The sequence below is a fragment of the Allobosea sp. P4_H5 genome, assembly GCF_056400825.1.
In genome coordinates, this window is the sequence record NZ_JBFUKM010000005.1 from 252,615 (window position 1) to 278,040 (window position 25,426).

A 25,426-nucleotide genomic window follows, 5' to 3' on the forward strand; every position below is an offset into this window, starting at 1 on the left:
AGGCCGAGTCAACGCGCCCCGCAGGACGAGCCCGGTGGAGGGGACGATGAGCCTGGCAGGTGAGGGAGCGGTCGCGATCTGGCACGACATCGCGCCGGAGGGCAGGGCGGAGTTCTATGCCTGGCATGGCGAGGAGCATATGCCGGAGCGGGTCGGCATCCCCGGCTTCCTGCGCGGGCGGCGCTATGTCGCGATCGACGCCGATCTCGAGTTCTTCAATCTGTACGAGGCGCAGACCGTCGAGGTGCTGAAGGGGCAGGACTATACGACCAGGGTCAACGCGCCGACGCCGTGGACCTTCTCGGCGGTGAAGCATTTCCGCTCGGTTGCGCGCGCGATCTGCCGTGTGTCCCACACCAGCGGTCCGGCCCAGGGCGGGCTGATCGCAACCTTGCGCTATGACGTGCCTGACAACATCGCCTCGGCTCACAAGGCGGCCCTGCTGCGCGGGCTGGTGCCGGATCTGCTCGCGACGCGTGGGGTGGCCGGTGTCCATCTGCTGACCGCGGACGCCCAGGCCAGCGGCGTTGCCACCGCCGAGCAGAAGGCTCGCGGCGTCGCCAATGCCGTGCCGCGCTCGGTGCTGCTGCTCGAAGGCTGGGGCGACGAGGCCGAATTCATCGCGCTGGCGCGCGAGCAACTTTCGGCCGAGGAGTTGCAGGCACTCGGCGGCGAGGGGCCGTTCTCGCTCGGCCTCTACCGCCATCAGATCACCCGGACCAAGACCGCCTGGAGCGCCGGCTGATGAGCGCGCGCTACGATCTTTCCGGGCGTCATGCGGTCGTCACCGGCGGTGCCGGCGGGCTCGGCCGCGGCATCGCTCACGCGCTGATCGAGGCCGGTGCCAGCGTCACCCTCTGGGACCAGGATGGAGACAGTCTGGCGCAGGCCATTGCCGAGCTGGGGCGCCGGGCGAGCCTGCGTCAGCTCGACATTCGCGACGTGAACGCGGTCGAGGCGGCGGCCGATGCCGCAGTTTCTGCCCATGGCCGCATCGACATCCTGGTCAACAATGCCGGCGTGCTCGGCGAGGTCAGGCCGATCTGGGAGACGACGCCCGACAACTTCCAGCGCGTGCTGCAGGTTAATCTGTTCGGCGCCTATCTGGTGACGCGGGCTGTCGTTGGCCGGATGCTGCGACAGGAACCCCGGCGCTCGCCGGACGGTCATCCGCTGCGCGGCCATGTCGTCAACATCGCTTCGATCCAGGGCAAGGAAGGCATGGCGATGGCCGCTGCCTATTCCGCCTCGAAGGCAGGCTTGATCGCGCTGACCAAGAGCGTCGCCAAGGAAACGGCGAAGGAGGGCATCGTCGTCACAGCGGTGACGCCCGCCGCCGCCGAGACGGCGATGGCGAAGGAGATTTCGGCCGAGCGGCGCGCCGACATCATGTCGCGCATCCCGATGGGGCGCTTCGTCGAGGTGGCGGAGGTGGCGCGGCTGGTGCTCTGGCTTTCCAGCGACGACTGCTCCTTCTCGACCGGCGGCATCTTCGATCTCTCCGGCGGCCGCGCGACCTACTGAGCCGCGCGCTCCAGCGGCGCACCGGCTGCATACCCCGTCTGCGGGGGGCGTTCCCGGCTTCCTTTCGGCACTTGGCCTGTGCCAGCATGGCCGCATCGGCGGCCCCGCCGCGGGATTCCAGGAACAGATCCATGCTTTCGGTTCGCGATATCGCTCGCCGCGTCGCCAATGGCGCGATTTCCGCCCAGGCTGCCCTTGCCGACAGCGAGCGGCGAATCGACGAGCGCGATGGCGACCTGCGCGCCTTTGCAGCCCGCCCCGAGACTCTTACGGCAGGCGAGGGGCCGCTCTCCGGCATCGCCGTCGGGGTCAAGGACATCATCGATACCGCCGATCTGCCGACCGGCATGGGCTCCGCGATCTATGACGGTAACCAGCCCAGGGCCGATGCACCGATCGTGATGGCGCTCAAGGCAGTCGGTGCGACCGTCGCCGGCAAGACGCAGACCACGGCTTTCGCCTTCCTCGATCCCGCCCCGACCCGCAATCCGCACGATCCCTCGGCGAGTCCCGGTGGCTCCTCGGCAGGCTCGGCCGCGGCAGTCGCCGCCAGCCTGCTTCCACTCGCGGTCGGCACCCAGACCGGCGGCTCGGTGATCCGTCCGGCTGCCTATTGCGGCGTCGCGGCGATCAAGCCGTCCTATGGCCTGCTGCCGACGGTCGGGGTGAAGCCCTTCTCCTGGTCACTCGACACGCTCGGCCTGATGGCCGCCAGCGCCGACGATCTCGGTTTCGCGCTGGCTGCTCTGACCGGCCGGCCCGATCTCGACGCAGCCGAAGCCACGCTCGATGGGCTCAGGCTCGGCCTCTGCCGGCAGGAATTCACCGACAGGCCGGAACCGGCTTGCGAGGGCGCGCTGCAGCGGATCGCCGATTTCGCCCGCAAGGGCGGCGCGACTGTCCTGGACATCGCGACGCCGGCCGAGCTCGCCGAGACCTTCCATGCCCATGGCCCGTTGCAGAATTGGGAGGCGACGCAGGCGCTCGCCTGGGAATACGCCAATCATCGCGAAGACCTGCCGCCGAAGCTGCGCGCCTATCTCGATGAAGCCCGCGCCACCACGCCCGACGATTACGACACGGCCCGCGGCACCGCCCGGCGCGGCCGGCATGCGGCAGAGCGCTGGTTCGGTGAGGTCGATCTCGTCCTGACCTATGCCGCGCCTGGCGAGGCGCCGGAGACGCTCGCCTCGACCGGCGATTCCAAGTTCAACCGGCTCTGGACGCTGCTCGGCACGCCCTGCCTGACCGTGCCGCTGATGCGAGGCCCGCGTGGCCTGCCGGTCTCCTTCCAGCTCGTCGGCCGCTTCGGCGACGATGCCCGCGTCATCGCGGTGGCGCGCGCGCTCGAGCGCCTGATCCTGATGCCGGCATGACGATCTCTCGGCGAGATCTGGGCTCTGGTCCCGCGTGGGACAATATTGCGCTGCAACAACTTCGGCTTGATTGTGGCGGAAAGGATTTATGCTGCACTTGCCAATACTAAAAGCTTCTGCCTGGAAGGTCTTGTCCGGGACTATCCACAAAGCAGTTCAATGATTTAACCGCTGATTAAGGACGCTTCTCTGGTGCGGCGCTCGCTGCGGCGACGCAGCCACTTGCGGCGGTCGCCATTTCTGCTAGCTTCCATGTCAGGTCAATGACAAAGGAGGGTTCACATGAACCTCACGCTAAGTCTCGACCGGTTGGCCATGGGAGCAGCTTTCGCGCTGGTTCTGGCGATCGTGATCGGAGCGTTCTGACGGGGAAGTCAGTCTCGAGTCGAAAAAGACCAATAAGCCAATTGGAAAGCGCCGCGGGAGAGGCCCCGCGGCGCTTTTCCTTTGGGGCTCGTCAGATCGGGGGCGGCCCGATGAGGCCGCTCAGCTTTCCGGACAGGGATTTTCCGTCACTTCCCAGGACATCAGATTGGTGACGCGGCCGCAGGTGGCCAGGCGGCGGCCCACGGTGGTGCGGATACAGGACATGCTGCCTTCCGCGATCTTCTTGCCGTCGTTCCAGCAATAGCAATAAGGCTCGGGCGCCTGTGCCAGGCGCGGCCTGTCGAGGGCGACGGCTTTCTCCTGCGCCATGACAGGGGAGGCCGACAGTAACAGGATCGTCGCAGAAAAAGCCGACAACAGCAGCGTTGCGGCACCAGAGCGCGGTAGCCTCCGAGGGGATCGGACCATGGCTCGCTCCTGTCGTTCGCTGGATCAGCGTGACGGTGCGGAAATGATAGCATAGTGAAGCCGGCAACCCAATATGATCAGGGCTTGTCCGTCGAAGGTTCAGGTCAGACCCACCTTGCGAAAGTCGTACGACCCAACCATATTTCGGGTCCAGTGAGCCGATCCCGGCTCCGGGAGGAACCATGTCACTGATTTCGCTCGCCCGTCGTGGACGTGCAATCGCCCTCATCGCTGGCGCTCTTCTGCTGGTGCCGATCATCGCCGAGGCCGCTCCGGGCGGCCGTAGCATGGGCAGCCGCGGATCGCGCAGCCAATCGCAGGTCGCGCCGACGCCGACCGCGCCCGGCTCGTCGTTCCAGCGCAGCCCGACTCAGGCGCCCGGCACGTCGGCCGCTGCCCCGGCTGCTGGCGCAGCGGGTGCCGCCGCCCAGGCGGCCCGCCCGTCCATGGCGCGCAGCCTGATGATGGGCGTCGCCGGCGGCTTGCTTGGTGCCGGCCTGTTCGGCCTGCTCTCGGGCGCCGGTTTCGGCGGCCTCGCCGGTATGCTGGGCCTGCTCTTCCAGGTCGCGCTGGTCGGCGGCCTGATCTGGCTGGCGCTGCGCCTGTTCCGTCGCCGCAGCGAGCCGCAGCTCGCCAGCGCCGGTGGGCCGCTGAGCCGCGAGGCCTATCAGCCGCAGCCGGTTGCTCCGGCCATGGGCGGTCTCGGCGGCGGTGCTGCCGCGGCTGCTGCCGCCAAGCCGGTCGAGTTCGAGTTGCAGGGCGCTGATTACGGCACCTTCGAGCGCCTGCTCACCGAGGTTCAGGCCGCGATCTCCGATGAGAACATCGCGCGCCTGCGCCAGATCGCGACGCCGGAGATCTCCGGCGCTCTCGAGGAAGAGTTCGCCGACAACGCCCGCAAGGGCCTCATCGAGAAGGCTGCCGAGGTCAAGCTGCTGCAGGGCGACCTCGCCGAATCCTGGCGCGAGGACGGCTACGACTACGCTACCGTTGCGATGCGCTTCAGCCTGCTCACCGCCATGGTCGAGCGCAATGGCGGCAAGGTCGTCGAAGGCCATGCCACGATCCCGCGCGAGGTCACCGAGCACTGGACCTTCGTGCGTTCGCGCGGCGGCGAGTGGAAGGTCACGGGAATCCAGCCGGTCGAGTAAGCCGGCGACGACGCGACACCCGAAATCTGCACGGCCGGGCTTCGCCCGGCCGTTTTTCGTTTCGGCCGGCGTAGAAGCGCCCTATAGGCATCTCTAGCGCCGGCGTCCGGCGCCTGCCTTGGCTATCTGGAGCTTCACCATGAGCGACATGCGTCTCGTCGTCGTCGGCGCCGCCGGCCGGATGGGCCGCACGCTGGTCAAAGCGATCCATGACACGCCCGGCTGTGTCCTCTCCGCCGCAATCGAGCGGCCGGGCTCGCCCGCGCTCGGCCAGGATGCAGCGGTGCTGGCAGGCCTGCCCGCCAGCGGCGTCCTGGTCAGCGACGACGCGCTCGCTGCCTTCGTCGAGGCCGAGGGCGTGCTCGATTTCACCACGCCGGATGCCACTGTCGCCTTCGCCGGTCTCGCCGCCCAGGCCCGCATCGTCCATGTTGCCGGTACCACCGGCATGGAGCCACAGCATCTGGCGAAGCTGGAGGCTGCCTCGCGCCATGCCGCAATCATCCGCTCCGGCAATATGAGCCTCGGCGTCAACCTGCTGGCGGCGCTGGTGCGCAAGGTCGCGGCGACGCTCGGCACCGACTGGGACATCGAGATCGTCGAGATGCACCATCGCATGAAGGTCGATGCGCCCTCGGGCACGGCCGTCCTGCTCGGCGAAGCGGCAGCCCAGGGCCGCGCTGTCGAACTCGCCGAAGCCCGCGTCGCGGTGCGCGACGGTCAGGTCGGCGCCCGCCAGCCCGGCACGATCGGCTTTGCCGCGCTGCGCGGCGGCACCGTAGTCGGCGACCACAAGGTGATCTTCGCCGGCGCCGGTGAGCGGCTCGAGCTCGCCCATGTCGCCGAGGATCGCAGCCTGTTCGCGCAGGGCGCGGTCAAGGCGGCGCTCTGGGGCCGCGGCCGCAAGCCCGGGCTCTATTCGATGGCTGACGTGCTCGGCCTCGACAAGTTCTGATGACCGCGCTCGCCGTTGCGCCCGGCGTGATGCATTGGCCGGGTTATCTCGATCCGGCCGAGCAGGTGGCGCTGGTCACCGAACTGCGCGAGGCGGCGCGACAGGCGCCGTTCTATGTGCCGCGCATGCCGAAGACGGGAAAGCCTTTCTCCGTCAAAATGACCAACTGCGGGTCGCTCGGCTGGGTCTCGGACGAGCGCGGCTACCGCTACCAGCCACTTCACCCTGAGACCGGAGCACCCTGGCCCCCGATCCCGGCCCGGTTGCTGCGCGCCTGGGAGGAGCTCGCGGGCTATCCGCACCAGCCCGAGGCCTGTCTCGTCAATTTCTACGAGCCATCAGCGAAGATGGGCCTGCATCAGGACCGTGATGAACAGGAGTTCGACGCGCCGGTGCTCTCGCTCTCGCTCGGTGACACCGCCGTCTTCCGCATCGGCGGCACCAGCCGCGGTGGCAAGACCGTCTCGCTGAAGCTGGCCTCGGGCGATGCGCTCGCCTTCGGCGGCGAGGCGCGGCTCGCCTTTCACGGTATCGACCGCATCCTCGCGGGCTCGTCGAGCCTGCTGCCGCAAGCCGGACGGATCAACCTAACCCTGCGGCGGGTGACGAAGCCCTCAGTTTGAAGGCTTGGGCGCATCGTCGCCCGGCAGTTTCGGGAACGACCAGCCGAACAGGAGCGAGCCGGCCCGCAGGCCGAAGCCGGCAGCGAGCCCGCCCAGCATGACCAGCATCGGGGCAAGGCCCATCTGCGCGAGGCCGACCGTCGTGGCAGCTCCTGCGGCTGCGGCGGTGACGTAGAAGTCGCGGCTCCACAGCACCATCGGCCTGTCGCCGGCGAGGAGGTCGCGGATGATGCCGCCGAAGGTCGCGGTCATCGCGCCGAAGGCGATGGCGGAGGGGATCGGCACGCCGGCGGCCAGGCCCTTCTGCGCGCCGACCACGGCAAAGAGTGCGAGCCCCGCAGCATCCGCCCAGATCAGCAGGCGCTTGGCACCCCAGCCGTCGAGCATGCCGGGCTTGAAGTAGGCGATTGTCCAGGCTGCCAGAGCGACGGCCGTGCACAGCATCACGTCGGACGGCGCCTCGATCCAGAAAACGCGCCGGTCGAGCAGGAGATCACGCAGGGTGCCGCCACCGACGCCGGTGACGGTGGCGAGCAGGATGAAGCCGAACGGGTCCATCCGCTTGCGGGCGGCGACCAACGCCCCGGTCAGGGCAAAGACGACGACGCCCGCAGCCTCGAGCACCTGTCAGTTCGCCGGCTTGTCGCCGGCATCGGCCGCCGGGTTCTCCGAACCGTTGGCGACAGGCTTCGGCGCGCCGGCGGAGACGCCGACCAGCGCCGGGCGCAGCACCCGCTCGCCGATCTTGTAGCCGGTCTGCACCACCTTCGAGACGAGACCCTTGGCAATGCCGGCGTCGGGCGCTTCGAACATCGCCTGGTGCAGGTTCGGGTCGAACTTCTCACCCTGCGGGTCGATCTTGCGCACGCCATGGCGCTCGAGCGTCTTCAGGAGCTCGCGCTCGGTCAGTTCGACACCTTCGACCACAGCCGACAGTGCAGTGTCGGCTGCGGCGCGGGCCGTCTCCGGCACGCTCTCCAGCGCACGGCGCAGATTGTCGGCCGAGCCGAGCAGGTCGCGGGCGAAGCTCGTCACGGCATAGGCCTTGGCGTCGGAGATCTCGCGCTCGGTGCGTCGGCGCAGGTTCTCCATCTCGGCCAGGGTGCGCAGCAGCTTGTCCTTGATGTCGTCGCGCTCGGCTTCGAGCAGGGCAACAGGGTCCGGCGTCTGCGTCTCGTTCGCCTCGGTCGCGTCCTGGGTCTCGGTTTCCGGCTTCGGATCGTCCTTCGCAGGGTTCTGCGTCATTCCATCATTCCAATCGTTGATCGTCATGCATCATTGCGGCGCTGCCTGTCGGCGCACCGGCTTCGCTGCCGATATCGGGCTTCGGCCGGGCGAAATCAAGCGCGGGCCACGGCCTTCGCCTTGCCCGAGGTCTGCTTGTCGAGCTCCAGAGTGAACACGGCGAGCAGCGCCTGGCGAATGACCAGCTGGCGGCCGGTCGAGGTGATCTTCGCTCCGGTGAGGTCGGTGACGTAGAAGACGTCGACCGCCTTCTCGCCGAAGGTCGCGATATGGGCCGAGGCGATGTTGAGGTTGAGCTTTCCGATCGCGGTGGTGAGATCGTAGAGCAGGCCGGGCCGGTCGAGGCCCGACACCTCCAGCACCGTGTGCCGCGACGACAGGACGTTGTCGATGATGACCTCGGGCGCGACCTGGAAGGTGCCGCCGCGCGGTGGCGGGGCCCGGCGTTGGGCGACGAGGTCGGCGATCTTGATCTCGCCCTTGAGGGCGCGCTCGATCGCCGCGGCGATCCGCTCGGCCCGGCGCAGCTCGTCGTCGTCGCGCTCGAAGGCGCGCGAGACGAAGATCGTGTCGAGCACCAGCCCGTCGGTGGTGGTGAAGATCTGCGCGTCGACGATGTTGCCGCCGGCCGCCGCGCAGGCGCCGGTGACGATGGCGAGCAGGCGCGGATGGTCGGGCGCCAGCACGGTGAGCTCGGTCACGCCGCGGAACTGGTCGGTCTCGACCCGCGTCGCCGTGGTGCGGCCGGCAACCTCCGCCTCGCGCAGGAAGCGGGCATGCTGCTCCTGCCGCTCGGGCTCGACCTTGAGCCAATAGGCCGGATAGTGCCGGGCGAGATAGGCGGCGCGCTCGTCCTCCGTCCAGTCGGCGAGGCGCGCTTCAAGCGCCTGCTGCTTGCGCTCGACCCTGGCCTTGCGCTCGATGCCGGAATGGCCGCCGGCGAGCACGACCTCGGTCTCGTAATAGAGCGTGCGCAGCAACTGGCCCTTCCAGCCGTTCCAGACGCCGGGGCCGACCGCCTTGATGTCGGCGACGGTCAGCACCAGCAGGAGCTTCAGCCGCTCCAGCGTCTGCACGATTGCCGCGAAGCTCTCGATCGTCTTGGGGTCGCCGAGATCGCGGCTCTGGGCGATCGTCGACATCACCAGATGGTTCTCGATCAGCCAGACCACCGTCTCGGTCTGAGCGTCGGTGAGGCCGAGCCGCGGGCAGAGCTTGCGGGCGATGCGGGCGCCGGCGACCGAATGGTCCTCCGGCCGGCCCTTGGCGATGTCGTGCAGGAACAGCGCGACATAGAGGGCGCGCCGGTTGGTGATGGTCGCGAAGATCGAGTTCGCAAGGGGGTGTTCGGCTTCGAGCTTGCCGGCATCGATCTCGGCGAGGATGCCGATCGAGCGGATCAGGTGCTCGTCGACGGTATAGTGATGATACATGTTGAACTGCATCATCGCGACGATGCGGCCGAAATCCGGGACGAAGCGGCCGAGCAGCCCGGATTCGTTCATTCGCCTGAGCACCGCCTCGGGCGAACGCCGGGCCGTCAGGATCTCCAGGAAGATGCGGTTGGCCTCGCGATCCAACCGCAATTGCGGAGTGACGAGGCGCAGCGACTGCGTCACCAGCCGGCTGGTGTCGGGATGGATGGCGAGATCGTCGCGGCTGGCGATCTCGTAGAGCCGCAGCAGGTTGACCGGATCGCGCTTGAAGGCCTCGTCGTCGATGACGGCGAGGCGCTGGCCCTGCAAGGTGAAGTCGGGATGGCCGAGCGCGCGCACGCGCCGCCGCTTGGTGAAGGAGCCGATCAGGCTGGTCAGGCTGGCGCGCGGCTTCTGCTGGCGCGCCTCCAGCGCCGCGCAGACGATCGCGGTGAGGTCGCCGACATCCTTGGCGACGAGAAAATAGGCCTTCATGAAGCGCTCGACCGGGGCCTGGCCGCTGCGGCCGGCATAGCCGATCGCGGCTGCGACCTGGCGCTGCAGGTCGAAGGAGAGCCGCTCCTCTGCTCGCCCGGTAATGAAATGCATCCAGCAGCGCACCCGCCAGAGGAATTCCTCCGAGCGCTGGAACATCGCGAATTCGCGCGCATCGAACAGTCCGGCCTCGACCAGCTCGGCCGGATCGTCGACGCGATAGGAATACTTGGCGATCCAGAACAGCGTGTTGAGGTCGCGCAGGCCGCCCTTGCCATCCTTGACGTTGGGCTCGACCAGATAGCGCGACGAGCCGGCGCGGGCGACGCGGGCCTCGCGCTCGGCGAGCTTGGCCTCGGTGAAGATGGCGGCGGTGCCCTCGGCGATCTCGGCGCCGTAGCGCCACTGCAGATCGGCGAACAGAGCCGCATCGCCGCAGATCAACCGCGCTTCCAGCAGCGCGGTTCGGATCGTCATGTCGGCCCGGCCCTCGCGGATGCAGTCGTCGACCGAGCGTACGGAATGGCCGACCTTCAGCTTCAGGTCCCAGAGCGGATAGAGCATGGCCTCGACCACGCTCTCGCCCCAGGCGGTCTGCTTGTCGGGGAAGAGGAAGAGCAGATCGACATCGGAGCCCGGCGCCAGCGTGCCGCGGCCATAGCCGCCGACCGCGACGACGGCAATGCGCTCACCGGCGGACGGGTTCTCGACGGGGTAGAAATGCCGCGTCGCTGCGACATGCAGGCCGGCGACGACGCTGTCCATCACGCCGGAGAGGCGCTTGGCGCAGGCGAGGCCATTGCGGGTGCGCGCCAGGATCTCTCGCGCCGACTGGCGGCCTTCCTCGAGATTGTCGCGCAGTGCGTCGACCAGCGCACTGCGCAGGTTGTCGCGATCGCCCTCGTCGAACTGTCGCGCCAGCTTGCCGACCGCGGCCGTGGGATTGTCGATGAATTCGGCGAGGCGGGGTGCTGGCTTGTCGGGAGAGGGCGGCACTGAACGAGGCTCTTCGAGACTTTCGGCAGACGCGGCGGCAGCCGATCCCTAGCACGAATGGGGCCAAGCGCGGAAACATAATTCAACGTGATATTGATGTGGAAATATCGGTCTCACATCTCCTGGCGTTTTGTTTGACAAAGAGAACGATCGAACCTATCAATCGGACACGCGCCGATTTGAGCCAGCAGCTTGCGGGCGCGAAACAAGTGCAGCTAAAGCGGGGGCTTAAGGGGCAACTGCCTCCATCCCTTCGCGTAAAATCGATCGAAGGGGAACGTCATGCCGACCATCTCAGCTCTGACCCGCCGTGCCGTGCTCGCCGGCCTTGCCGTGGCTTCGCTCGCCTTTGGCAGTGCGCAGGCGCAGGCGCCGAAGGAGATCCGCGTCGACTACGCCAGCTACAACCCGGTCAGTCTGCTGCTGAAGGAGCGCGGCATCCTCGAGAAGGCGCTGGAGGCCGACGGCATCAAGGTGCGCTGGGTGTTCTCGGCCGGCTCGAACAAGGCGCTCGAATTCCTCAATGCCGGCTCGCTCGATTTCGGCTCGACCGCCGGCGCCGCTGCGCTGATCGCTAAGATCAATGGCAATCCGATCAAGTCGATCTATGTCTATTCGCGGCCGGAATGGACGGCGCTCGTCACCGGCGCCAAGAGCGAGGTCACCAAGGTCGCCGACCTCAAGGGCAAGCGCGTCGCCGTCACCCGCGGCACCGATCCGCACATCTTCCTGGTCCGCTCGCTCGCCGAGGCCGGCCTGACCGAGAAGGACGTCAAGCTCGTGCTGCTGCAGCATGCCGATGGCCGGCTCGCTTTGGAGCGCGGCGATGTCGAGGCCTGGGCCGGGCTCGACCCGATGATGGCCGCCGCCGAGGTCGAGGCCGGCGCCAAGCTCTTCCACCGCAAGGCCGCCGACAACACCTGGGGCGTGCTCAACGTCCGCGAAGAGTTCTCCGAGAAGAACCCCGAGCTCGTCCGCAAGGTGCTCAAGGCCTATGAGGAAGCGCGCGCCATCGCGCTCGCAAATCCGGCCGAGGTCCGGAAGGCGCTGGTCGAGGCGACCAAGCTCTCCGACGCGGTGATCGAGCGCCAGCTCACCCGCACCGAACTGACCCACAGCACGATCGGCGCGGCGCAGGCCGATACCATCCTCGCCGCGGGCCTTGCCCTGCAGCAGGCAGGCGTCTTGCCCGCCACTGCCGACGTCAAGGCATCGGTCGACGCGCTGATCGACAAGCGCTTTGCCGCGACCAACTGAGCGGTCATGATCGCGGGCCGATGAGCACGATCGAGATCGCAGAAGCCGTGGACGAGAAGCCGGTCGCGCCGCAAGCGCGGCCGGCTTCTCGCGCAGGCCTGCGCCTCGCCGGCTTCCTGCTGCCTGTCGTCCTCGCGATCATCTGGGAAATCCTCGTTCGGGCCGGCCTCGCCAATGGCCGGCTGATGCCGCCGCCCAGCGTGGTCGGCAAAACGCTCTGGCAGCTCGCCGTCAGCGGCGAACTCTGGACTCACGCCTTGGCGACGCTCTGGCGCGTCGCTGCCGGCTTCGGTATCGGCGCCGCCGTGGGCACTGCGCTAGGCGCCCTGACCGGCGCTCTGCCGCTGGCGCGAGGCCTGCTCGATCCGACCTTGCAGGCCCTGCGCGCCATCCCCTCGATCGCCTGGGTGCCGCTCTTCATCCTCTGGTTCGGCATCTTCGAGGCCTCGAAGGTGGCGCTGATCGCGGTCGGCGTTTTCTTCCCGGTCTATCTCGGCGTCGCCGCCGCGATCCTCTCGATCGACCGCAAGATCGTCGAGGTCGGCCGCGTCTTCCGCCTCGGCCGGCTCGCCATGGTCAGGCGCGTGCTGCTGCCGGCGATCCTGCCCGACTGGTTCACGGCCCTGCGCGGCGGGCTCGGTCTCGGCTTCATGTTCGTCGTCGCTGCCGAGATCATGGGCGCGAGCGAGGGCCTCGGCTATCTCCTGGTCGATGGCCAGCAGCTCGGCCGGCCCGACACCATCATCGCCGCGATCATTGCCTTCGCCGTGCTCGGCAAGCTGGCGGATGGCCTCCTGCTCGCGCTGACACGCCCCTTCCTCGCCTGGCAGGACACCGCCAGGGACAGGCTCTGAGGGCGCGATGCTGACCTTCGATCACCTCTCCAAGACCTATGCCGACGGCACCCGCGCTCTGTCCGGCATCGACATCTCCGTCGCTGCCGGTGAGATCCTCGCGCTGGTCGGCGGTTCCGGCTGCGGCAAGACCACGCTGCTGCGCCTCGTTGCCGGGCTCGACCGGCCGAGCGAAGGGCGCATTCTCCTCGACGATGCCGCCATCACCGAACCGCGCGCCGATGTCGGCGTGATCTTCCAGGAGCCGCGCCTGCTGCCCTGGCTGTCAGTGGCGGACAATGCCGGCTTCGGCCTCAGCCATCTGCCAGCGGCGGAACGCAATCGCCTCGTCGCCGGCGCGCTCGCCCGCGTCGGCCTCGCCGGCTATGAGGCGCGCTGGCCGCGCGAGCTTTCCGGTGGCCAGCAGCAGCGCGTCGCCATCGCCCGCGCCCTCGTCACCCGGCCGAAGCTCCTCTTGATGGACGAGCCCTTCTCGGCCCTCGACGCCACCACGCGCGCCAGCCTGCACGGCCATCTTCTTGCGCTCTGGGAGGAGAGCCGGCCGACCGTGGTGATGGTTACCCACGATGTCGAGGAAGCCGTGACGCTCGCCGACCGCATCGTCGTGATGCAGCCGCGGCCCGGCCGCATCTTCGACGAGCTCGACAATCCGCTGACCCGCCCGCGCGACCGGCTCTCGCCCGCCTTCGAGGCGATCAAGCGCGAGGCGCTGCGCACGCTCGACCGCTCGCTCACCGACAGCGAACCGCGCCAGCACAAGACAGCCGAGAGCGCCGGCATGTGGTGGTAGTCGTCATTTTGCCGTGGCAATCTCGCGGCAATGACGATTTCTGCCATCCCCCGCACCACGATTACGACGACGAGGCTTGCCCTGCGGCCCTCGTCTGCGGCGGATGCTCAGCGCGCCTTCGAGATCCAATCCGACTGGGCGGTCTCCCGCATGCTGCGGATGGCCTCGTTCCCGCCTGATCGGGCCGAGATCGAAGCCTGGTTCGCCGATCACCCACGCGAATGGGCAGCGGGAAAGGCCTATCGCTTCTCCGCGATGCTGGACGGGCGGATGATCGGGCTCGTCGACATCGACGAGATCACCGATAGCGAGGGCGAGATCGGCTATTGGTTCGAGCAGGCGGCCTGGGGGCAGGGCTTCGCCTCCGAGGCGGCACGGGCGGTTGTGCGGTTCGCCTTTGCTGCCGGCCTGCTGTCGCTCCGTTCGGGGCACGCGGCGGACAATGCGGCTTCGGGCCGGGTGCTGGTGAGGCTGGGCTTCCGGCTGCTCGACCGGGTCGAGCGACCCTCGCGCTCACGCGGCGAGGCGATCCTGCAATGCCGCTATCAGCTCGCCCGGGACGGCTTCGCCGAGCGCGATCGACCGTTTGACAAAACGGACGATCAGACCTTATGAAAGGACACGCGCCGATTTGAGCCTCAGCTTGCGGGCGCGAAACAAATGCAGCTAAAGCGCGGGACGACGGGACGGCCTTAAGCCGTCGGCGCTCCTTCCGCCTTGTCTATGGATGGAGCCAGTTATGTCGGCTGATCTTCACGATCTTCCCCGTTCTCTCGATCATGTCCTGTCACGTCCCGCTGCTGGCGAGGTCGTCGCGCTGCTCGGCGCTCCCGAGGTGCGTGCGGTGGTACTGCGTGGGTTCGCCGGCCTGAGGGCTGACGAAGGAACGGTGCCGACTGCCGAGATCGGCCTGCTCTGTGCCCGGCCGCGCTTCTTTCCCTGGCTCGATCTCACCGAGAACCTCGCCTTTGCCTTGCCCAAAGCCACGCCGTTTGAGCGCGAGGGTCTGATCACCAATGTGCTGGTCCGCGTCGGCCTTGCCGCGCAGGCGACGCAGCGGCCCGGGACGCTCTCGCCGGAAGAGCTGCTGCGGCTCGCCATCGCCCGCCTGCTGCTGGTCAGGCCGCGCCTGCTGCTGATCGACGAGCCCTTCGCCGCGCTTGACATTGAGGCTCGCGCACGGCTCGCCGCCTTCCTGCCGGAGCTCTGTACGCAGGGGCGTCCTGCCGTGGTCGTCGCTACCGGCTCGGTCGAGGACGCCCTGCGCCTGGCCGATCGCATCCTTGTCCTGCCGCGGCAGCCGGGGCCGGTCGCCTTCAGCCTCGACAACCTGCTCGCCCGCCCGCGTGAGGAGGGCTCGGTCGGCTTCGTCGCCCTGCGCCGCGAATTGCGCCGGGCACTCGACAAGGAAGGCCGGCATGCCGCACCGGAGGTGGAGGCGGCGGCCTGAAGCGGCTAGACAGGCCGCGACCAGCTTCTCTTCTGCCAGGGATAACGATCATGGACGTCACCGCGCTGCGTGCTCTGCAGGCTCCGCTCAAGGACAAGTATCGTGAGGCGCCCGATGCGGCGGTGATCACGCTGAAAGCCAAGGGCGAGCTCGACGACCAGCACATCGCCTGCAAGGTCGAGACCGGCCGGGCGATCGCGCTCGCCGGACTGCATCCCGCCACGGGCGGCTCCGGCGCCGAGCTCTGCTCCGGCGACATGCTGCTCGAAGCGCTCGTCGCCTGCGCCGGCGTCACCTTGAAGGCCGTCGCGACCGCGCTGGAGATCGAGCTGAAGAAGGGCACGGTCCGCGCCGAGGGTGATCTCGATTTCCGCGGTACGCTCGGCGTCGCCAAGGACGCAGCGGTGGGCTTCAAGGCGATCCGCCTCTCTTTCGACGTCGAGACCGACGCGCCGCAGGAGAAGCTCGATACCTTGCTCAAGCTGACCGAGCGCTACTGCGTCGTCTTCCAGACGCTCAATGTGAAGCCGGAGCTCTCGGCCAATCTCGCGCGGGCCTGATCAGGCCGGGAGCGGGCGCGATGATCCGTCCGCTTCCGTCGCTTCGGGTTCCTGCGAGATCGGCGCCGTCATCGGATCGATGATCGCGAAGGGGCGCTCGGACATCTGCTCGGGCGCGGCGCGCTGGCGTATGCGCAGCGCCGCCAGGGCGGCGAGCAGGGCGCTGATCGCGGCCATGAAGTAGATCAGGCCGTTGATGTCGAGCCGCGCCATCACCTGGGCGCCGAGCAGCGGGCCGAGCGCGGAACCGATGCCGCTGACCAGGATCAGCCGGCCACTCACCGCGACGACGCGGTCCTGCGGCATGCGGTCGAGCGCATGCGCGACGCAGACCGGATAGAGCGTCGACATGAAGCCGCCGAGCAATGCGGCGACCGGCAGCACAGCGCCAAGATGGCGCGGCACGAGGTTGAGCATGACGGCTGCCGTGGAGAAGCCGAGTGCCAGCCCCGCGAGGACGATCCGGCGGTCGCCGCGGTCCGAGAGGCGGCCAATCGGCACCTGGAAGGCGAAGCCGCCGAGCACCGCGACCAGCATGAACAGCGCGATCGTTTCCTGGGGAATGGTGTTGCGCGCCATCCAGGCCGGGAACAGCGCGTAGAAGGCGCTGCTGATCATGCCAGCGATCACGCAGCCGATCACCGAGATCGGCGCCTGCCGCGTCAGCTCGCCATAGGGCAGCGAGGCCTCCGCTGGCAGCGTCGGCGCTTCCGCGCGTGTCGTGCTGACCATCACCAGCGCCAGCGCGAACAGCGCGACGATGATGTTGAACGGGACCGCGCTCTCGACCGGGAGCTTGCCAATCAGCAATTGCCCGGCGGCCAGCGCCAGGAAGGTGCCGACCATGTAGATCGAGAAGATGCGGCCGCGCTGCTCGGGCGGGGCCTTGGCGTTGAGCCAGCTCTCGGTGGTGATGAACAGGCCGACGCAGCCGATGCCGATCGCCATTCGGCAGGCGATCCAGCCGAGCGGCGAGACGAAGAGCGGCATCGCAGCCGTTCCGACAACGACCATGCCGGCGAAGGCGGCATAGGCGCGGATATGGCCGATGCGCTGGATCACCCGCCCGCAGCCGACCGCGCCGATGGTGAAGCCGATGAAATAGGCGCTGAGCACCAGGCCTGTCAGCGTCGCGCCGAAGCCCTCGCTCGTCAGCCGTAGCGACAGGAACGTGTTGAAGAAACCGTTGGCGAGCTGCACGAGGCTCGTCGCGGCGATGAGCGTTCCGATCTGGACGAGCAAGGTTCACGGCCTCCGGCGCGGTCTGGGAAGGCCCGCAACTCAACGCCGGAATGTGATCTCGCCGTGGCGACCGGGACGAATAGCGTCGCGCCGCGTCACTCCGCCGCCTTCAGCTTCTCAGCCTTGGCGAAGGGTAGCTGCGGCTCGTTCGGCCTCGCATCGTCGAATTCGAGCGCGCCGATCCTCTCAGCCCGGCCGGTGACCTTGCCGGCCGAGGTCTTGATCTGGGCGACGTCGTCCTGCGCCTGGCGGAAATGGCTGTCGAGCTTGTCGACCCGGTCGCCGAGGCGGCGGACATCGTCGAGTAACTTGCCGACTTCGGACTGGATCACCTGCGCTTCCTCGCGCATGCGCGCATCGCGCACCAGCGACTGCATCAGCTGGATCGCCAGCGCCAGCAGCGAGGGCGAGACGATCATCACGCGCGCCCGGTGCGCCTTCTGGATGATATCGTCGAAATGCTCGTGCAGATCGGCATAGATCGCCTCGGACGGCACGAAGAGCAGCGCCATGTCCTGCGTCTCGCCCGGCAGGAAATAGCGCTCGGCGATGTCCTTGACGTGCTGGCCGACATCGGCGCGCACCCGCGCAGACGCGTGCTTCTTCGCCTCCTCGCCGCGCGCCTCGCGCAGCAGGGTGAAGCTCTCCAGCGGGAACTTGGCATCGATGACGAGACCGCGGCCGTCGCCTGGCAGGGTAACGAGACAGTCCGGCCGCTTGCCGGTCGAGAGCGTTGGTTGAAACGAGAAGAAAGCCGCTGGAAGACCGTCGCGGATGATCGCCTCCATCCGGCCCTGGCCATAGGCCCCGCGCGCCTGCTTGTTGGCGAGCACGTCCTTCAGCGTCACCACCTCGCCGGTGAGCTCGGTCAGGTTCTTCTGGGCGTTGTCGATGACGGCCAGCCGCTCCTGCAGCTTGCCGAGGCTCTCATTGGTCTGGCGGACGTTCTGCTCCAGCCCGGCGCCGACCTGCTGGCGCAGGCCGTCCATCCGTTCGGCCATGATGCGGGCGAGGTCGCCCTGCCGGGTCGAGAGGATCTCGGCCATCGTCTGCAGGCGGCCGCTGAGCTCGGCCTGCTGCCGGTTCATCTCGGCGACCTTGTCGTCCATCTCGCGGGCGCGCTCGGCCGCCATCGTCGCCTCGATCTCGCGCCGGCGCGCCGCGCGCCAGGACGAGAGCAGCGCCAGCGCCAGCAAAGCCAGCGTCAGCCCGGCGAAGCCGAAGGCGGCCTCGGCCCAGCTCACGGGGCGTTCCAACAGCACGAAGGCGATCTGGTTCATGCCGCAAGCCTACACGATCTCGGCCGTAAATCTAGAACATAAGCGGAACAGTTTGACCGCTTCGTCACAAGTGCTTATGTCGCGGCAACTCCTGAAAACGTCCTAGAGCGCCCTATGGCTATTCGCCCCCTCGTCATCCTGCCCGACTCGATGCTGCGCAAGGTTTCCGCGCCGATCGGCGACATCACGCCGGAGATCCGCAAGCTGGCGGACGACATGCTGGAGACGATGTACGACGCGCCGGGAATCGGCCTCGCCGCGATCCAGGTCGGCGAGCCTGTCCGCCTCGTCACGCTCGACGTCTCGAAGAAGGCGGAGGAAGGCGAGGAGCAGGAGCGTGAGCCGATGGTCTTCATCAACCCCGAGGTGACCTGGCGCTCGGACGAGTTCAATGTCTATGAGGAGGGCTGCCTGTCGATCCCCGAATATTACGAGGAGGTCGAGCGGCCGGCGCGCGTCAAGGTCAGCTATCGCGATCTTGACGGCAAGGCGCAGGAGATCGAGGCCGACGGCCTGCTCGCCACCTGCCTGCAGCACGAGATCGACCATCTCAACGGCGTGCTCTTCATCGACTACCTGTCACGGCTGAAGCGCGACCGGGTCAACAAGCGCTTCGCCAAGGCGGCGAAACGGGAGAGCGCGGCCTGACCGGCCGGGGCAAAACACTATGAGCTTGCGCGTTATCTTCATGGGCACGCCGGATTTCGCCGTGCCCACCCTGACCGAGATCATCGGCCAGGGCCACGAGGTCGTCTCCGTCTACACCCGCGCTCCGGCGCCGGCCGGTCGCGGCATGGAGCTGCGGCCCTCGCCGGTCCAGGTCACGGCCGAGCGCTTCGGCATCCCGGTGTTCTCGCCGAAGACGCTGAAGAGCGCGGAGGCCGCCGAGATCATGGCCTCGCACCAGGCCGATGTCGCCGTCGTCGTCGCCTATGGCCTGATCCTGCCCAAGGCGATCCTGGAGGTGCCGGAGCTCGGCTGCCTAAACCTGCACGCCTCGCTGCTGCCGCGCTGGCGCGGCGCTGCGCCGATCCAGCGCGCCATCATGGCGGGCGATGCCGAGACCGGCGTCTGCGTGATGAAGATGGAGGAGGGGCTCGACACCGGCCCCGTCGCCATGGTCGAGACATTGTCGATCGACGGCAACGCCACGGCCGGCGACATGCATGATCGGCTCGCCGGCCTTGGCGCCGACCTGATGGTCCGGGCGCTCGCCGCCCTCAGCCGCGGCGGCCTGCGCTTTACGCCGCAGCCGGAGGAGGGCGTCACCTATGCCAGCAAGATCGGCAATGACGAGGCCAGGCTGAGCTGGAACCGGCCGGCGCAGCAGGTTCATGACGTCGTGCGCGGCCTCTCGCCCTTCCCCGGCGCCTTCGTCGAGGTCGATCTCGGCAAGGGGCCGGAGCGCTTGAAGTTGCTGCGTACCGCCCGCGCCGGCGGAGCGGCCGAGCCGGGCACGCTGCTCGACGATGACGGCACCATCGCCTGCGCGGTCGGGGCGGTGAAGCTCCTCCAGGTCCAGCGCGCCGGCAAGGGGCCGATGAGCGCGCAAGAGTTCCTGCGTGGCGCGCGGCTGTCTGCCGGAGCGAAACTGTAGCGATGCCACGCTACAAGCTCGTCATCGAATATGACGGCACGCCCTTCTCAGGCTGGCAGCGCCAGCTCAACGGGCCGTCCGTGCAGCAGAGCGTCGAGGAGGCGATCGAGGCCTTCTGCGGCCACGCCGTGCGGTTGCATTGCGCCGGGCGTACCGATGCCGGCGTCCACGCCACCCATCAGGTCGCCCATGTCGATCTCGACAAGGAGTGGCGCACCGATGTCGTGCGCGACGCCAGCAATGCCAGGCTGAAGCGCCTGCCGGTGGCGGTGCTGAGCGCAGAGGCGGTGCCCGAGACCTTCGATGCCCGCCTTTCGGCGACGCGTCGCTACTACATCTACCGCATCCTCGATCGGCGGGCTCAAGCTGCGCTCGATGCGAACCGGGTCTGGCATGTCCCGGTCAAGCTCGACCATGAGGCGATGGATCGCGCCGCCAAGGCGCTGATCGGCCATCACGACTTCACCACCTTCCGCGCCGCCGAATGCCAGGCCAATGGCCCGATGCGCACGCTCGACCGGTTCGATTGCCGGCGCGAGGGAGCCGAGATCGTCGCCTATGTCCATGCCCGTTCCTTCCTGCATCATCAGGTCCGCTCCATGGTCGGCTGCCTGAAGATGGTCGGCATGGGGCGCTGGCCGGAGAACAAGGTCGGCAAGGTGCTGGCGGCGCGCGATCGCTCGCAATGCGCCGCACTGGCGCCGCCCAGCGGGCTTTATCTGGCAGGCGTGGATTACTGAACGGCATTGCTTTCGGCCTGTCGCGGAACCTCCGTCGTCATTCCGGGACTTCGCGAAGCGAAGGGCCCGGAACCCAGAACCGATGCAAGTCATCGCCGAGGCGAGACCATGGGATCGCCTGTTCGGAGAGGTCATCGGTTCTGGATTCCGGGCTCAGGCCTGCGGCCTGCCCCGGAATGACGGCGAGCGATCAGAACCCGGCCAGCCCGAAAATCTTCAGCACCGTGTAGTCGGCGAGCACGCTGGCGCAGGCGATCGCGCCGGCGACGCCGCTCTTCGCGCCAAAGGTGGCTCTGGCGACGCAATAGCGCAGCCTGAGCACGATCGCGGCGAAGGCGAGGCTCTGGAAGCCGGCGATGCCGGGGTTCGACCAGCCCAGCGCGAACACTGTCGCCGGCACCGCCATCAACGCCGCCGAGAGGATGCCGGCCCAGTTCCAGGCGATGACGAAGCTGGTGAAGCGGGGATTGCGGGTGAGACCAGGCGCGAGCCCGACCAGCAGCGCCGGCACGGTGAGGATCGCCAGGATCTCGGCGGTGACGATCGCGGCGATCAGGCCCGGCGCATCGAACAGCCCCCCGCTGTTGGAGAGGCCGGCGAGCGTGCGCTCGGCCGCCAGCACCGGGACCATCGAGGGCACGACCAGCACCAGCGCGAGATAGGAGCGCCAGAAGCCGTCGCGGCTGAGGTCGAGATCAGGCAGGGCTTTCGCGTCGGCCCGCAGTAGGCGCCAGGAGGCAGCGAGCGATCGCGTCACATCGTCGGCAGCAAGCCTCATGGCCCAACCCTCCGGACGTCACGGCATTAGACTTTCGTCTAATTGTGAGCGCCGGAGCTGGTTCCGTCAAGCCTGCTGCGCTGCAGCGAAATAGGTCGTCAGTAAACGATGCGTGATCCGCTCCAGCGTGACGAGATCGGCGGTGGCGACCCGCTCGTCGATCTGGTGCATGGTCTGGCCGACGACCCCGTACTCGACCACCGGGCAGTAGTTCTTGATGAAGCGGGCGTCGGAGGTGCCGCCGGTCGTGGACAGGGCAGGGCGCTTGCCGGTCTCGGCTTCGACGGCCTCGGCGACCATCGCCACGAACGGTCCCGGCTGGGTCAGGAAGGCCACCGCATTGGTCGGCTCGAAGCTGACCTCGTAACGCACGGTGTTGCCGGCTGCCTCGCGCAGGCGGCGCTCGATCTCGGCCGCGAGCGTCTCCGGCGTCCAGAGGTCGTTGAAGCGGATGTTGAACACGGCCCGCGCCTGCGCCGGGATGACGTTCGTCGCGGGATTGCCGACATCGAGCGTCGTCATTTCGAGATTGCTCGGGTCGAAATGCTCGGTGCCGGCGTCGAGCGGGCTCGCCTCGAGCCCTGTCAGCAGCCGGACCATGCCGCGGATCGGGTTCTGGGCGAGGTGCGGATAGCCGACATGGCCCTGCACGCCCTGCACGGTGAGCTTGCCGGTCAGCGAGCCGCGCCGGCCGATCTTGATCATGTCGCTCATCGCCGCCGGATTGGTCGGCTCGCCGAGGAGGCAATGGTCGAAACGCTCGCCACGAGCGTCGGCCCAGGCCAGAAGCTTGACCGTGCCGTTGACGGCCGGTCCCTCCTCGTCGCCGGTGACCAGGAAGGCGATCGAACCCGGCGCATCCGGATTGGCGCGGCGATAGCGGATCGCGGCGGAAACCATGGCGGCGAGCCCACCCTTCATGTCGCAGGCGCCGCGGCCATAGAGTGTGCCGCCTTCGATGTCCGCCGCGAAGGGATCATGCGTCCAGGCGGCGAGGTCGCCGGGGGGGACGACGTCGGTATGGCCGGCAATGACGAAGACCGGGCCCTCGCTGCCGATGCGGGCATAGAGGTTCTCGATGTCCGGCAGGCCGGGTTCCGAGAAGGTCGGTCGCTCGACGCTGAAGCCCTCGGCGCTCAGCACGGCATCGAGCAGCGCGAGCGCGCCGCCTTCGGCCGGCGTCACCGAGGCGCAGCGCACCAGGGCCTGGGTGAGGGCGACCGGATCGGTGGGGTCGAAGGTAAGGGGGGCGGGTGTGCTTGGGCTCATCGAGCCGGTTTAGCAGCCCCGGATTGCTCCGCAAGCGGCGCGTCGCGGCCGACGCCCGGCATCAGCCCGAGATCGACCAGCGCGACCAGCCAGGCCATCGTCGAGATCGCGATCAGCGAGGGTGCCCAGGCATAGCCGAGCAGCGGCTGCACTTCCCGCGGCAGCACGATGGCGCAGACCAGCAGGATGCCGAACAGCGACGAGCCGCCCCGGTCGGCGGCGCGCTTGGCTGCCAGCGCCGCCCAAGGGAACAGAGCGAAGGCATTGGCGAATGCGACGATCTTCGCTGCGGCATATTTGTCCGCGACCTGTGGCGCAGCCCACTGGACCGCCAGCAGGCAGAGGGCGAGCGCGATGCTGCCGAGCCAGAACTGGCGCAGGCCGATGCGGCCATCAAGGTCGGTGAACAGGCGGATTGCGGACATGTGTCAAGCTCCGATCCGATATCCTCGCACGCCGGGGCGTCCGAATGAAGCACATGGTGAATAAAAGGTTAATGCCTCCGAACCGATTGTGCCGCCAGAGAAAATGCTTGAATGCGGCCGGGCGCGCCGCTAGCTGCGAAGCGTTCTCCGGATTTTCAGGAAGGCCACTCGGCTTGATCGGCGGGTGGCAGGTTGACTGAGCGGCGTGGCTGCGCTGCCGAGCGAGGTTTTGGGTATGACAATTCGTCTGCACCGTGGCGATCTTCCCGATGGGTTCGAGCCGGGGCCGGTCCTGGCGATCGACACCGAGACGCTGGGCCTCAATCCGCAGCGCGACCGGCTCTGCGTGGTGCAGCTCTCCCGCGGCGACGGCACCGCTGATGTCGTGCAGATCCCGAAGGGCGGCCCGGCGCCGGCCAATCTCTGCCGCATCCTCGCCGATGCGAGCGTGCTGAAGCTCTTCCACTTCGCCCGCTTCGACATCGCCGCGCTGGAGAACGCCTTCGGCGTCGTCACCACGCCGGTCTACTGCACCAAGATCGCCTCCAAGCTGGTGCGCACCTATACCGACCGGCACGGGCTGAAGGACCTCGTCCGCGAGCTCCTTGGCGTCGAATTGTCGAAGCAGCAGCAATCCTCGGACTGGGGCGCCGACACGCTGACCGAGGCGCAGCTCGGCTATGCCGCCTCGGACGTGCTGCATCTGCATGCTCTGAAGGCGAAGCTCGACGTAATGCTGGAGCGCGAGGGCCGCGCGCATCTCGCCAAGGCCTGCTTCGACTTCCTGCCGGCGCGCGCCGAGCTCGATCTCGCCGGTTGGCCAGAGGTCGACATCTTCGCGCATACGTAAAGTTGATGTATCTGGGCTAGGGTCATCCGTCTGGCGGTCGCCGGACCGGTCGCTGCTGCCTGTCGGCATGCGCCGGTTCGACATGAAAAAGCCGCCGGTGGCTGGCAATGGGCGGGCATGAGCTTGGCGATCACAACTCCTGAGACACGCAGTCCGGCGGCGATTCGGGCGCAGATGCGGCAGAGCGCCTTCCAGGCCGCGCGCCGGCATTCTGCGCTCGTGCGTCTGCTTCGGCGCCTGATTCCGGTCGGGGCGATCGCCGCGGTGGTGGGGTTGATCATCGTTCCCTTCCTCAACCCGCTGCGCCATGCCGGCAATTTCTCGCTGGGCGGGATCAGCCTGTCGGGCGGCAAGGTGGTGATGGAAACGCCGAAGCTCGCCGGCTACCGCAAGGACAACAGCCCTTACGAGGTCACGGCGGAATCGGCTCTGCAGGACGTCCGCAATCCCACGCAGATAGAGCTCGTGCAGATGGTGGCGCGGGTGCTGATGAAGTCCGAAGGCTGGATCAACATCAATGCCCGCAGCGGCCTTTTCGACCAGACGAAGGAGAAGCTGAAGCTGGTCGACGACGTGAAGATCCGCACCGATTCGGGCTATGATGTCCGCATGCGCACCGCCGACGTCGATTTCAAGGCCGGAACCGTCAACTCGCGCGAGCCGGTGAAGGTCAATCTCGGCACGACGACGGTTGACGCCGATACGCTTGACGTGAAGGACAATGGTGCGCTCATCACCTTCGAGGGGCGCGTGCATGTCCTGATCGAGAACGCGCCAGCCCGCAGCCTGGCCGGCCCGGAGCGCGAGGGCAGCACGCCCAATCTCGAAGCTCTTCGCCCGGCCGGCAAGCCATGAGATCATCGCATACAGCCATGCAGGTCAGCTACAGGTCACCGATGAAAGCTCTCGCTCTCGCTCTCGCTGTTCTGGTCGCTCCGGCGCTCTCGACAGCGGCATTTGCTCAGCAGCCGGCCGCCAAGCCGGCCAAGTCGCGCGGCGGCGCCTCGAGCTCGCCTTTCGGCGGGATGGGCGGCGACAGCAAGGAGCCGATCAAGATCGACGCGAACAAGCTCGACGTGCTCGACAAGGACAATAAGGCGGTCTTCTCCGGCAATGTCGTCGCCGTGCAGGGCGAGACGACCGTGCGCTGCTCGGTGATGACGGTGTTCTATGAGGGCCGGGGCCAGGGTGGGACGCCGAAGCCGGCGCAGCCTGCGGCGCAGGGGCAGGGCGCCAATGACGGCGCGATCAAGCGCATCGAGTGCACCGGGCCGGTCACCGTCGTCTCGAAGACCCAGGCCGCGACCTCGGACAATGCCGTCTTCGACCGCGCCAACAATCAGGTGATCATGACCGGCAATGTCGCGCTGAACGACGGCCCGAACATCACCCGCGGCGACAAGCTCGTCTACAACACGCAGACCGGCATCGCCAACGTGACGTCGAGCGGGCGCGTCCAAGGCTTCTTTGTGCCGAACTCGGGTGACAACAAGGACGGCAAGGACAGCAAGGCTGGCGCCAAGCCGGCCGCCTCGCCGACCAACTGATCTTCCCTAGATCACGATGATTTTGGATCGAAGCGATCCTGAATCATAAAACGTGATCGGTTCTAAGAGCTTAGAGCAGGATTTCAGCGGAAAACCGGTTCCCACTTTTTCGCATCCTGCTCTTCGGCAGGGGCGGCTGCAGGAAGGCGTTGCCAGTTCGGCGCGCCTCGCATACCAGAGCGGACCCATGTCGAACGCCAGCAGCGCGAATT

Annotated in this window: 27 protein-coding genes; 18 read left to right on the forward strand and 9 right to left on the reverse strand. The window is 67.8% G+C overall.

What is annotated here, in order from left to right:
• Positions 1–46: 46 nt before the first annotated feature.
• The 3 genes from AC1DS0_RS12520 to AC1DS0_RS12530 all read left to right on the forward strand — a co-directional run bounded on the left by AC1DS0_RS12520 (position 47) and on the right by AC1DS0_RS12530 (position 2,900).
• Entirely contained in the window at positions 47–745 is a 699-nt protein-coding gene (locus AC1DS0_RS12520) for a hypothetical protein (RefSeq protein WP_476814668.1), read from the forward strand.
• Positions 745–1,524: an SDR family NAD(P)-dependent oxidoreductase gene (locus AC1DS0_RS12525; protein WP_476814669.1), complete on the forward strand. Its 780-nt coding sequence runs from the start codon at positions 745–747 to the stop codon at positions 1,522–1,524. The genes AC1DS0_RS12520 and AC1DS0_RS12525 overlap by 1 nt, the downstream gene beginning before the upstream one ends.
• A gap of 131 nt (positions 1,525–1,655) precedes the next feature.
• Positions 1,656–2,900 carry an amidase gene (locus AC1DS0_RS12530; RefSeq protein ID WP_476814670.1) on the forward strand — a complete coding sequence of 415 codons (1,245 nt, stop codon included), beginning with the start codon at positions 1,656–1,658 and terminating at the stop codon, positions 2,898–2,900.
• Between the two features lie 486 nt (positions 2,901–3,386).
• On the opposite strand, the gene AC1DS0_RS12535 is transcribed toward AC1DS0_RS12530, so the two are convergent.
• Positions 3,387–3,695, reverse strand: coding sequence for a hypothetical protein (locus AC1DS0_RS12535; protein ID WP_476814671.1), 309 nt, complete (start codon positions 3,693–3,695; stop codon positions 3,387–3,389).
• 182 nt (positions 3,696–3,877) lie between these two features.
• Between AC1DS0_RS12535 and AC1DS0_RS12540 the strand changes: the two genes are divergently transcribed.
• The 3 genes from AC1DS0_RS12540 (at position 3,878) to AC1DS0_RS12550 (ending at position 6,424) form a co-directional block, all read left to right on the forward strand.
• Positions 3,878–4,846, forward strand: a complete 969-nt coding sequence (locus tag AC1DS0_RS12540; protein ID WP_476814672.1) for a TIM44-like domain-containing protein — start codon at positions 3,878–3,880, stop codon at positions 4,844–4,846.
• A 148-nt stretch (positions 4,847–4,994) separates the two neighbouring features.
• Positions 4,995–5,801 (forward strand): 4-hydroxy-tetrahydrodipicolinate reductase, encoded by an 807-nt coding sequence (gene dapB, locus AC1DS0_RS12545; RefSeq protein WP_476814828.1) that lies wholly within the window; start codon positions 4,995–4,997, stop codon positions 5,799–5,801.
• On the forward strand, positions 5,801–6,424 hold the full coding sequence (locus AC1DS0_RS12550) for an alpha-ketoglutarate-dependent dioxygenase AlkB family protein (protein ID WP_476814673.1): 624 nt from the start codon (positions 5,801–5,803) through the stop codon (positions 6,422–6,424). Before dapB ends, AC1DS0_RS12550 begins: the two co-directional genes overlap by 1 nt.
• Here the strand turns inward: AC1DS0_RS12550 and AC1DS0_RS12555 are convergent.
• The 3 genes from AC1DS0_RS12555 to AC1DS0_RS12565 form a co-directional block, all read right to left on the reverse strand.
• A complete protein-coding gene (locus tag AC1DS0_RS12555; protein ID WP_476814674.1) occupies positions 6,416–7,048 on the reverse strand; it encodes a trimeric intracellular cation channel family protein in 633 nt (210 codons plus the stop codon). The genes AC1DS0_RS12550 and AC1DS0_RS12555 overlap by 9 nt on opposite strands.
• A gap of 3 nt (positions 7,049–7,051) precedes the next feature.
• Positions 7,052–7,669 carry a nucleotide exchange factor GrpE gene (gene grpE, locus AC1DS0_RS12560; RefSeq protein ID WP_476814675.1) on the reverse strand — a complete coding sequence of 206 codons (618 nt, stop codon included), beginning with the start codon at positions 7,667–7,669 and terminating at the stop codon, positions 7,052–7,054.
• A 95-nt stretch (positions 7,670–7,764) separates the two neighbouring features.
• Complete coding sequence (locus tag AC1DS0_RS12565; protein WP_476814829.1) at positions 7,765–10,530, reverse strand: [protein-PII] uridylyltransferase; 2,766 nt, start codon at positions 10,528–10,530, stop codon at positions 7,765–7,767.
• Between the two features lie 336 nt (positions 10,531–10,866).
• Here AC1DS0_RS12565 and AC1DS0_RS12570 point away from each other — a divergent pair, with 336 nt between their 5' ends.
• The 6 genes from AC1DS0_RS12570 (at position 10,867) to AC1DS0_RS12595 (ending at position 15,486) form a co-directional block, all read left to right on the forward strand.
• A complete protein-coding gene (locus AC1DS0_RS12570; RefSeq protein ID WP_476814830.1) occupies positions 10,867–11,832 on the forward strand; it encodes an aliphatic sulfonate ABC transporter substrate-binding protein in 966 nt (321 codons plus the stop codon).
• 20 nt (positions 11,833–11,852) lie between these two features.
• A complete protein-coding gene (locus tag AC1DS0_RS12575; protein WP_476814676.1) occupies positions 11,853–12,686 on the forward strand; it encodes an ABC transporter permease in 834 nt (277 codons plus the stop codon).
• A gap of 7 nt (positions 12,687–12,693) precedes the next feature.
• Positions 12,694–13,476, forward strand: a complete 783-nt coding sequence (locus AC1DS0_RS12580) for an ABC transporter ATP-binding protein (RefSeq protein WP_476814677.1) — start codon at positions 12,694–12,696, stop codon at positions 13,474–13,476.
• A 30-nt stretch (positions 13,477–13,506) separates the two neighbouring features.
• The gene (locus AC1DS0_RS12585; protein ID WP_476814678.1) at positions 13,507–14,091 is read left to right on the forward strand and encodes a GNAT family N-acetyltransferase; all 585 of its coding nucleotides are present in this window, start codon (positions 13,507–13,509) and stop codon (positions 14,089–14,091) included.
• 124 nt (positions 14,092–14,215) lie between these two features.
• Positions 14,216–14,926 (forward strand): ATP-binding cassette domain-containing protein, encoded by a 711-nt coding sequence (locus tag AC1DS0_RS12590; RefSeq protein ID WP_476814679.1) that lies wholly within the window; start codon positions 14,216–14,218, stop codon positions 14,924–14,926.
• Between the two features lie 50 nt (positions 14,927–14,976).
• Positions 14,977–15,486, forward strand: a complete 510-nt coding sequence (locus AC1DS0_RS12595; protein WP_137884437.1) for an OsmC family protein — start codon at positions 14,977–14,979, stop codon at positions 15,484–15,486.
• On the opposite strand, the gene AC1DS0_RS12600 is transcribed toward AC1DS0_RS12595, so the two are convergent.
• Positions 15,487–16,728, reverse strand: coding sequence for an MFS transporter (locus AC1DS0_RS12600; RefSeq protein ID WP_476814680.1), 1,242 nt, complete (start codon positions 16,726–16,728; stop codon positions 15,487–15,489).
• Between the two features lie 95 nt (positions 16,729–16,823).
• Positions 16,824–18,008 carry a DNA recombination protein RmuC gene (locus tag AC1DS0_RS12605; RefSeq protein ID WP_476814681.1) on the reverse strand — a complete coding sequence of 395 codons (1,185 nt, stop codon included), beginning with the start codon at positions 18,006–18,008 and terminating at the stop codon, positions 16,824–16,826.
• Positions 18,009–18,122: 114 nt separating this feature from the next.
• Here AC1DS0_RS12605 and def point away from each other — a divergent pair, with 114 nt between their 5' ends.
• From def to truA, 3 genes are read left to right on the forward strand one after another with little or no spacing between them, the layout of a single operon-like run.
• Positions 18,123–18,656 carry a peptide deformylase gene (gene def / locus AC1DS0_RS12610; protein ID WP_476814682.1) on the forward strand — a complete coding sequence of 178 codons (534 nt, stop codon included), beginning with the start codon at positions 18,123–18,125 and terminating at the stop codon, positions 18,654–18,656.
• Positions 18,657–18,675: 19 nt separating this feature from the next.
• Positions 18,676–19,605: a methionyl-tRNA formyltransferase gene (gene fmt, locus AC1DS0_RS12615; protein WP_476814683.1), complete on the forward strand. Its 930-nt coding sequence runs from the start codon at positions 18,676–18,678 to the stop codon at positions 19,603–19,605.
• A 2-nt stretch (positions 19,606–19,607) separates the two neighbouring features.
• A complete protein-coding gene (truA, locus tag AC1DS0_RS12620; protein WP_476814684.1) occupies positions 19,608–20,345 on the forward strand; it encodes a tRNA pseudouridine(38-40) synthase TruA in 738 nt (245 codons plus the stop codon).
• Between the two features lie 190 nt (positions 20,346–20,535).
• Here the strand turns inward: truA and AC1DS0_RS12625 are convergent, their stop codons facing one another.
• From AC1DS0_RS12625 to AC1DS0_RS12635, 3 genes are all read right to left on the reverse strand, one after another.
• Positions 20,536–21,123 (reverse strand): hypothetical protein, encoded by a 588-nt coding sequence (locus AC1DS0_RS12625; RefSeq protein ID WP_476814685.1) that lies wholly within the window; start codon positions 21,121–21,123, stop codon positions 20,536–20,538.
• Positions 21,124–21,189: 66 nt separating this feature from the next.
• Positions 21,190–22,392 (reverse strand): succinyl-diaminopimelate desuccinylase, encoded by a 1,203-nt coding sequence (dapE, locus tag AC1DS0_RS12630; RefSeq protein ID WP_476814686.1) that lies wholly within the window; start codon positions 22,390–22,392, stop codon positions 21,190–21,192.
• Positions 22,389–22,817, reverse strand: a complete 429-nt coding sequence (locus AC1DS0_RS12635; protein ID WP_476814687.1) for a DUF805 domain-containing protein — start codon at positions 22,815–22,817, stop codon at positions 22,389–22,391. Before AC1DS0_RS12635 ends, dapE begins: the two co-directional genes overlap by 4 nt.
• Positions 22,818–23,052: 235 nt before the next feature.
• Here AC1DS0_RS12635 and AC1DS0_RS12640 point away from each other — a divergent pair, with 235 nt between their 5' ends.
• The 3 genes from AC1DS0_RS12640 (at position 23,053) to AC1DS0_RS12650 (ending at position 25,214) form a co-directional block, all read left to right on the forward strand.
• Positions 23,053–23,667 carry a ribonuclease D gene (locus tag AC1DS0_RS12640; RefSeq protein ID WP_476814688.1) on the forward strand — a complete coding sequence of 205 codons (615 nt, stop codon included), beginning with the start codon at positions 23,053–23,055 and terminating at the stop codon, positions 23,665–23,667.
• Between the two features lie 174 nt (positions 23,668–23,841).
• Positions 23,842–24,522: an LPS export ABC transporter periplasmic protein LptC gene (lptC, locus tag AC1DS0_RS12645; protein WP_476814689.1), complete on the forward strand. Its 681-nt coding sequence runs from the start codon at positions 23,842–23,844 to the stop codon at positions 24,520–24,522.
• A 41-nt stretch (positions 24,523–24,563) separates the two neighbouring features.
• Complete coding sequence (locus tag AC1DS0_RS12650) at positions 24,564–25,214, forward strand: LptA/OstA family protein (protein WP_476814690.1); 651 nt, start codon at positions 24,564–24,566, stop codon at positions 25,212–25,214.
• Positions 25,215–25,426 lie beyond the last annotated feature (212 nt).

What these genes read in the sequence shown, in the direction of transcription:
- AC1DS0_RS12520 (WP_476814668.1), top strand. Translation starts at nt 47, where the DNA reads ATGAGCCTGGCAGGTGAGGGAGCGGTCGCGATCTGGCACGACATCGCG.
- AC1DS0_RS12525 (WP_476814669.1), top strand. Translation starts at nt 745, where the DNA reads ATGAGCGCGCGCTACGATCTTTCCGGGCGTCATGCGGTCGTCACCGGC.
- AC1DS0_RS12530 (WP_476814670.1), top strand. Translation starts at nt 1,656, where the DNA reads ATGCTTTCGGTTCGCGATATCGCTCGCCGCGTCGCCAATGGCGCGATT.
- AC1DS0_RS12535 (WP_476814671.1), bottom strand. Translation starts at nt 3,695, where the DNA reads ATGGTCCGATCCCCTCGGAGGCTACCGCGCTCTGGTGCCGCAACGCTG.
- AC1DS0_RS12540 (WP_476814672.1), top strand. Translation starts at nt 3,878, where the DNA reads ATGTCACTGATTTCGCTCGCCCGTCGTGGACGTGCAATCGCCCTCATC.
- dapB (WP_476814828.1), top strand. Translation starts at nt 4,995, where the DNA reads ATGCGTCTCGTCGTCGTCGGCGCCGCCGGCCGGATGGGCCGCACGCTG.
- AC1DS0_RS12550 (WP_476814673.1), top strand. Translation starts at nt 5,801, where the DNA reads ATGACCGCGCTCGCCGTTGCGCCCGGCGTGATGCATTGGCCGGGTTAT.
- grpE (WP_476814675.1), bottom strand. Translation starts at nt 7,669, where the DNA reads ATGACGCAGAACCCTGCGAAGGACGATCCGAAGCCGGAAACCGAGACC.
- AC1DS0_RS12575 (WP_476814676.1), top strand. Translation starts at nt 11,853, where the DNA reads ATGAGCACGATCGAGATCGCAGAAGCCGTGGACGAGAAGCCGGTCGCG.
- AC1DS0_RS12580 (WP_476814677.1), top strand. Translation starts at nt 12,694, where the DNA reads ATGCTGACCTTCGATCACCTCTCCAAGACCTATGCCGACGGCACCCGC.
- AC1DS0_RS12585 (WP_476814678.1), top strand. Translation starts at nt 13,507, where the DNA reads ATGACGATTTCTGCCATCCCCCGCACCACGATTACGACGACGAGGCTT.
- AC1DS0_RS12590 (WP_476814679.1), top strand. Translation starts at nt 14,216, where the DNA reads ATGTCGGCTGATCTTCACGATCTTCCCCGTTCTCTCGATCATGTCCTG.
- AC1DS0_RS12595 (WP_137884437.1), top strand. Translation starts at nt 14,977, where the DNA reads ATGGACGTCACCGCGCTGCGTGCTCTGCAGGCTCCGCTCAAGGACAAG.
- AC1DS0_RS12605 (WP_476814681.1), bottom strand. Translation starts at nt 18,008, where the DNA reads ATGAACCAGATCGCCTTCGTGCTGTTGGAACGCCCCGTGAGCTGGGCC.
- def (WP_476814682.1), top strand. Translation starts at nt 18,123, where the DNA reads ATGGCTATTCGCCCCCTCGTCATCCTGCCCGACTCGATGCTGCGCAAG.
- fmt (WP_476814683.1), top strand. Translation starts at nt 18,676, where the DNA reads ATGAGCTTGCGCGTTATCTTCATGGGCACGCCGGATTTCGCCGTGCCC.
- truA (WP_476814684.1), top strand. Translation starts at nt 19,608, where the DNA reads ATGCCACGCTACAAGCTCGTCATCGAATATGACGGCACGCCCTTCTCA.
- AC1DS0_RS12625 (WP_476814685.1), bottom strand. Translation starts at nt 21,123, where the DNA reads ATGAGGCTTGCTGCCGACGATGTGACGCGATCGCTCGCTGCCTCCTGG.
- dapE (WP_476814686.1), bottom strand. Translation starts at nt 22,392, where the DNA reads ATGAGCCCAAGCACACCCGCCCCCCTTACCTTCGACCCCACCGATCCG.
- AC1DS0_RS12635 (WP_476814687.1), bottom strand. Translation starts at nt 22,817, where the DNA reads ATGTCCGCAATCCGCCTGTTCACCGACCTTGATGGCCGCATCGGCCTG.
- AC1DS0_RS12640 (WP_476814688.1), top strand. Translation starts at nt 23,053, where the DNA reads ATGACAATTCGTCTGCACCGTGGCGATCTTCCCGATGGGTTCGAGCCG.
- lptC (WP_476814689.1), top strand. Translation starts at nt 23,842, where the DNA reads ATGCGGCAGAGCGCCTTCCAGGCCGCGCGCCGGCATTCTGCGCTCGTG.
- AC1DS0_RS12650 (WP_476814690.1), top strand. Translation starts at nt 24,564, where the DNA reads ATGAAAGCTCTCGCTCTCGCTCTCGCTGTTCTGGTCGCTCCGGCGCTC.